Genomic DNA, 5,353 nt, shown 5'->3' with positions numbered 1-5,353 from the left:
GTCTATGACGACGTCCAGGTGGTCAACCCCCAGGTGCTCACCGTCACCCGGCTCGCCCGGCTGAAGGCCGTCCACGACCTCGGCACCGACGTGCCGGCCCAACTCGTCGCCGTCTCGCTGCTGGCCGCGTACGAACCGCTGCTCGCCCGGCGCCGCACCGAACTGCGCCGCGCCCACGACCACCTGCGCGCCGAGCTGGCCCGGCTGCTGCCCTCCTGGAGCTGCCCGCCGGTGCCCGGCGGGCAGACGGTGTGGCTGCGGCTGCCGTACGGGGACGGGGTGTCCTTCGCGCAGGTCGCGCTCCGGCACGGGGTCGCCGTCCTGCCCGGCGCCTGCGTGGACGCCGCCGGGGGCAGCGGCCCGTACCTGCGGCTGCACTTCTGCTCCCCGCACGACGTGCTCACCGAGGCGGTCGAGCGGCTGGCCGCGGCCTGGGCGGCGTACGACGGCAGCTCCCGCCCGGCGACGCCCGCGGCGCTCGGGGGCGTGACGGTCTGAAAGGGGTCGAACCCCGGCCCGCGCGCGCCCCCTTCGGGCGCCGTCAGGCGTCGTACATGTCCGCCCGCCGCGGCTCCGCGCTCTGCACCATCCCGCTGAGGGCCAGCGACCGGCCGGCGAAGTTGGTCGTGTCCACGTTGTTCTCCTCCAGCACCCGCAGAGCGGCCTGGTGCACCACCCGCAGCACGGGCGGCGCCGCGCGCAGCACGTCGTCGGCCATGAAGCGATGCCGCCACATCTTGTCCGCCCACACGTGCCGCAGCCCGAAGGGCTCGGGGAGCTTCAGCTTGCCACCGAGGTAGTCGAGCAGCGGCGGGTACCAGGTGAACGGCGCACGGGCGGCCAGCCGCACCACCTCGCGGGAGGGCACCAGCGGCAGCGGCTTCTCCTTGGTCTCCCAGAACTTCATGCCGCTCACCGTCTTGGTCTGGCGGCCGGGCTTGCTGGTGAACATCGGGTGCACCGGGCCCAGCGCGTGCCCCGTGACCTCGATGCGCAGCGTCTCGTGCAGCACGGTCACCGAGATCATCATGGTGATGACCAGCTGGCCGTCCCAGAGCGTGAACTGCACGCCCAGATAGTGCCGGTTGCCCGCGCCGAACTGCTGCTCGTTGCAGATCCGCTGGACCTCGAAGTCCCGTACGGAATAGCCGTCGACGATCGTGCCGCCGGGCCGGGCGACCTCCCCCGCGCCCTCGCCTATCGGCGCGACGATCCAGTGCCGTATCGCGGGCGCCGGGAAGCCGCCGGTGTGCAGCGGGGTGCGCTCCAGCATGCGCAGCTTGTCGTGGACCGCCTTGACGACGTCCCAGCTGCGGAACGGGTGGATCTCGCCGCCCGACTCCTTCGGCTTGAGGTCCTCCGCCAACTGCCAGGAGCCCCAGCGGGTGCCCATGCCGAGTATCCCCTTGGGGCCCGCGTAGAAGACGACGTTGCTGTGCTGCTCCGCCGACAGCTTCGCCAGGCCCAGCCGCAGCCGCTCCGCGCTGGCCTCGCCGGGATTGCTCGGCACCGCCTCCGGGATCTTGGCGCCGAGGCCGCCGCCGGACAGCAGCGCCGTCCAGTGCTCGCGCAGGCCCCTGGCGTACTTCTCGCAGATCCGGTTCGCCCAGAACCAGCCTATGACCGGGGCGACCAGCAGGCCGCGCAGGTAGATGTTGAGCAGGCCGTCGAGCGGCAGCGTGAGGAACAGGTATATGGCGGCCACGCCGATGATGCCCAGCAGCACGTAACCCACCGCGCCGACGCGCTTGTCCGACGCCCCGGCCAGGGTGCGGCGGAGCTGGAAGACGCCGAGCCAGAGCAGCACCCCGGGCAGGAACAGCAGCCCGAAGACGGCCATCACCACGGTCAGCCGGGTGTCGCGCTCCTTGCGGTACCGGTTGGCCGCCAGGCAGTGCTCCAGCACCGCCTGCGGCTCCGTACCGAACGACTGGATGAGCGGCTTGCGGCCGTCCGCGAGCATGCGCACCGTGACCGCGCGCGCGAACGCCTCGCCCAGGTTCGGCTCGAAGAGCGAGAGCCGGCCCTTCTTGAAGTCCGACTTGCTCCAGTCGTTGTTGGCGTCGAGCAGCTTGGTGACCGCGTTGTCGCGGTACGCCGTGGAGGCGAGCGCGTGCGTCGCGGCCGTCTGACCCTGTGCGCCCGAGAGCGGCACCTGTGCACGCGGGGCGAAGTCGAACTCCAGCCCCTCAGAACCTGCCACTGCCGCCCCCAACGCCGCGCGTCCGCCCCGGTGATGGGGCCGGGCCCGCGGGCAAGCGGGCCCGACCACCAATGTGCCCCAGCCTAGCCGCGGTCAACCGTCGTGGCCCTGCCGATCACGGATCTTCGCCGCCAGCTGCTGCGGCATCGGCTCGTGCCTGGCGTACGAGCGGTCGAACCGGCCGGTGCCGTGCGACAGGGAGCGCAGATCCACCGCGTACCGGCCGATCTCGAACTCCGGCACGTCCGCGCGCACCAGCGTCCGGCCGCCGCCCGCCTGCTCGGTGCCGACCACGCGGCCGCGCCGCCCGGACAGGTCGCTCATCACCGGGCCGACGTACTCGTCCGCGACCAGCACGCTGATCTCGGCGACCGGCTCCAGCAGGTGGATCTGCACCTGCGCCGCGGCCTCCCGCAGCGCCAGCGCGCCCGCCGTCTGGAACGCGGCGTCCGAGGAGTCCACCGAGTGCGCCTTGCCGTCGACGAGCGTCACCCGCACGTCGACCAGCGGATAGCCCGTGGCCACGCCCTTGACCGCCTGGCCTCGTACCCCCTTCTCCACCGACGGGATGAACTGCCGCGGCACCGCGCCGCCGACCACCTTGTCCACGAACTCGATGCCCGAGCCCCCCGGCAGCGGCTCCACCTCGATGTCGCAGATGGCGTACTGCCCGTGGCCGCCGGACTGCTTGACGTGCCGCCCGCGCGCCGCCGCCCGACCGGAGAACGTCTCGCGCAGCGACACCTTGTGGTCCACCGAGTCGACCTGCACGCCGTACCGCGTGCGCAGCCGCTCCAGCGCCACGTCGCGGTGCGCCTCGCCCAGGCACCAGAGCACCAACTGCCGGGTGCTGGCGTTCTGTTCCAGCCGCATCGTCGGATCCTCTGCGCACAGCCGCGCCAGGCCCTGCGACAGCTTGTCCTCGTCCTGCTTGGTGTGCGCCTCGATGGCCACCGGCAGCAGCGGGTCGGGCATCAGCCACGGCGCCATCAGCAGCGGCTCGTCCTTCGCCGAGACCGTGTCGCCGGTCTCCGCGCCGTTCAGCTTGCCGACGCAGGCGATGTCGCCGGCGATCGCCGCGTCCAGCGGGCGCTGGAGCTTGCCGAACGGGGCGGTCAGCGAGCCGATCCGCTCGTCGGTGTCGTGGTCCTCGTGCCCGCGGTCCTCCATGCCGTGGCCCGAGACGTGCACCGTCTGGTCGGGGCGCAGCGTGCCGGAGAAGACGCGCAGCAGCGACAGCCGGCCGATGTACGGGTCCGAGGACGTCCTGACCACCTCGGCGGCCAGCGGCCCGGCCGGGTCGCAGGCCAGCGCCGTGCGCTCCTCGCCGCGCACCGTGGTCACGTCGGGGATCCGCCGCTCCGGCGGCGTGGGGAAGCCGCCGGTGACCAGCTCCAGCAGCTCGACCGTGCCCAGCCCCTGCGTGCCGCCGTCCGCGGCGGGCGCGGCGGCCAGCACGGGGTGGAACACCCCGCGCGCGACGGCCTTCTCCAGGTCCCCCACGAGCGTCTTGACCTCGACCTCCTCGCCGCCGAGGTAGCGCTCCATGAGCGACTCGTCCTCGCTCTCGGAGATGATGCCCTCGATCAGCCGGTTGCGCGCCTCCTCGATCAGCGGCAGCTCGTCCGCCCGCGGCGCCCGGTCCTCGCGGGCACCGGAGGTGTAGTCGAAGACCCGCTGCGTGAGCAGGCCGATGAGCCCGTGCACCGGCGCGTGGCCGTCCGCCGCCGGGGCGCCGAGCAGCGGCAGGTACAGCGGCAGCACGGCGTCGGGGTCGTCGCCGCCGAATGCCTCCCGGCAGGTCTCGGTCATCTGGTCGAAGTCGGCTCTGGCGGCGTCCAGGTGCGTGACGACGATCGCCCGCGGCATCCCGACCGCCGCGCACTCCTCCCAGAGCATCCGGGTCGCGCCGTCCACGCCGTCCGCGGCCGAGACGACGAAAAGGGCCGCGTCCGCCGCTCGCAGACCGGCCCGAAGCTCCCCGACGAAGTCCGCGTAGCCGGGGGTGTCCAACAGATTGATCTTGATGCCGTCCCACTCGACCGGGACCAGCGAGAGCTGTACCGAGCGCTGCTGGCGCTGTTCGATCTCGTCGTAGTCGGATACGCAGCCGCCGTCCTCGACCCGGCCGGCCCGGGTGAGCGCCTTCGTGGTCAGCGCCAGCGCCTCCACCAGCGTCGTCTTACCGGATCCGCTATGGCCGACCAGCGCCACGTTCCGAATGTCGGAGGGCCGGGCGGCCGCCGCTGCCCTGCCGGCGGCCCCGGGGTGTGCGTTTGCCTTGTCACCCATGTGTCTCGCCTCCGTCTGACACGTGCGGTGCATTCGAGCTTTGCACCGCCGTCAGACGCCGTAAATAGCACGGACGGGTTCGGAAGCGCCGACCGCCGCGGACGTGCGCGGGCCCCGGCAGGTCACCGGCGTACGGCCCGCGCGGCCCCGCCCGGGCGCTGGCTACGATGGCTGCGCTACGTTGAGCGACTTCCACCGACGAGCCCCCGGACAGCCGCGGGGCCCGCCGACCGGCGACCCTGGGACGGCCATGCTGAACAAGTACGCGCGTGCGATCTTCACGCGTGTCTTCGCACCCATCGCCGCGATGCTGCTGCGTCGCGGCGTGAGCCCCGACACCGTCACGTTCGTGGGCACCCTCGGGGTGATGGCGGGAGCCTTGGCCTTCTTCCCCCGCGGGGAGTTCTTCTGGGGCACGCTGCTCATCACCCTCTTCGTCTTCTCCGACCTGATCGACGGCACCATGGCCCGCCAGTCCGGCCGCTCCAGCCGCTGGGGCGCGTTCCTGGACTCGACGCTCGACCGGGCCGCGGACTCCGCCGTCTTCGGCGGCATCGCGCTCTGGTACGCGGGCGGCGGCGACGACCTCATGATGTGCGCGGTGGCGATCTTCTGCCTGGCCGGCGGGCAGGTCGTGTCGTACACCAAGGCGCGCGGCGAGAGCATCGGCCTGCCGGTCAAGGTCAACGGCCTGATGGAGCGCGCCGACCGGCTGGTGATCACCCTGGTGCTCGCCGGCTTCGCGGGCATGGAGCGCACGTTCGGCATCCCGCACATCGACCTCCTGCTGCCCATCGCGCTGTGGGTCGTCGCCGCGGGCAGCGCCGTCACGCTCTGCCAGCGGATGGTGACCGTGCA

Annotated in this window: 3 protein-coding genes and 1 pseudogene; 2 read left to right on the top strand and 2 right to left on the bottom strand. The window is 72.6% G+C overall.

Annotation, left to right across the window (positions count from 1 at the left end):
- Positions 1-498: pseudogene (locus tag H5J30_RS16380) on the top strand (PLP-dependent aminotransferase family protein); the annotation flags it as partial.
- Positions 499-541: 43 nt separating this feature from the next.
- On the opposite strand, the gene H5J30_RS16375 reads toward H5J30_RS16380, so the two are convergent.
- Together H5J30_RS16375 and H5J30_RS16370 are read right to left on the bottom strand one after the other, a co-directional pair.
- Positions 542-2,203 (bottom strand): AbeC-like domain-containing protein, encoded by a 1,662-nt coding sequence (locus H5J30_RS16375; protein ID WP_508470491.1) that lies wholly within the window; start codon positions 2,201-2,203, stop codon positions 542-544.
- A 93-nt stretch (positions 2,204-2,296) separates the two neighbouring features.
- Positions 2,297-4,495 carry an elongation factor G-like protein EF-G2 gene (locus H5J30_RS16370; protein ID WP_181788165.1) on the bottom strand — a complete coding sequence of 733 codons (2,199 nt, stop codon included), beginning with the start codon at positions 4,493-4,495 and terminating at the stop codon, positions 2,297-2,299.
- Positions 4,496-4,745: 250 nt separating this feature from the next.
- On the opposite strand from H5J30_RS16370, the gene pgsA reads away from it, so the two are divergent.
- Positions 4,746-5,353 (top strand): phosphatidylinositol phosphate synthase (pgsA, locus tag H5J30_RS16365; RefSeq protein ID WP_181788164.1); only part of this gene is annotated, 608 nt, incomplete at its 3' end.

The sequence above is a fragment of the Streptomyces phytophilus genome (genome assembly GCF_013870535.1).
Lineage (GTDB): Bacteria > Actinomycetota > Actinomycetes > Streptomycetales > Streptomycetaceae > Streptomyces > Streptomyces phytophilus.
The sequence above is the reverse complement of the archived record's forward strand: the minus strand, read 5'-3'. Positions and strand labels throughout refer to the sequence as shown.

Excerpts from the sequence above, each read along its gene's own strand:
- H5J30_RS16370 (WP_181788165.1), bottom strand. The coding sequence starts at position 4,495 with ATGGGTGACAAGGCAAACGCACACCCCGGGGCCGCCGGCAGGGCAGCG.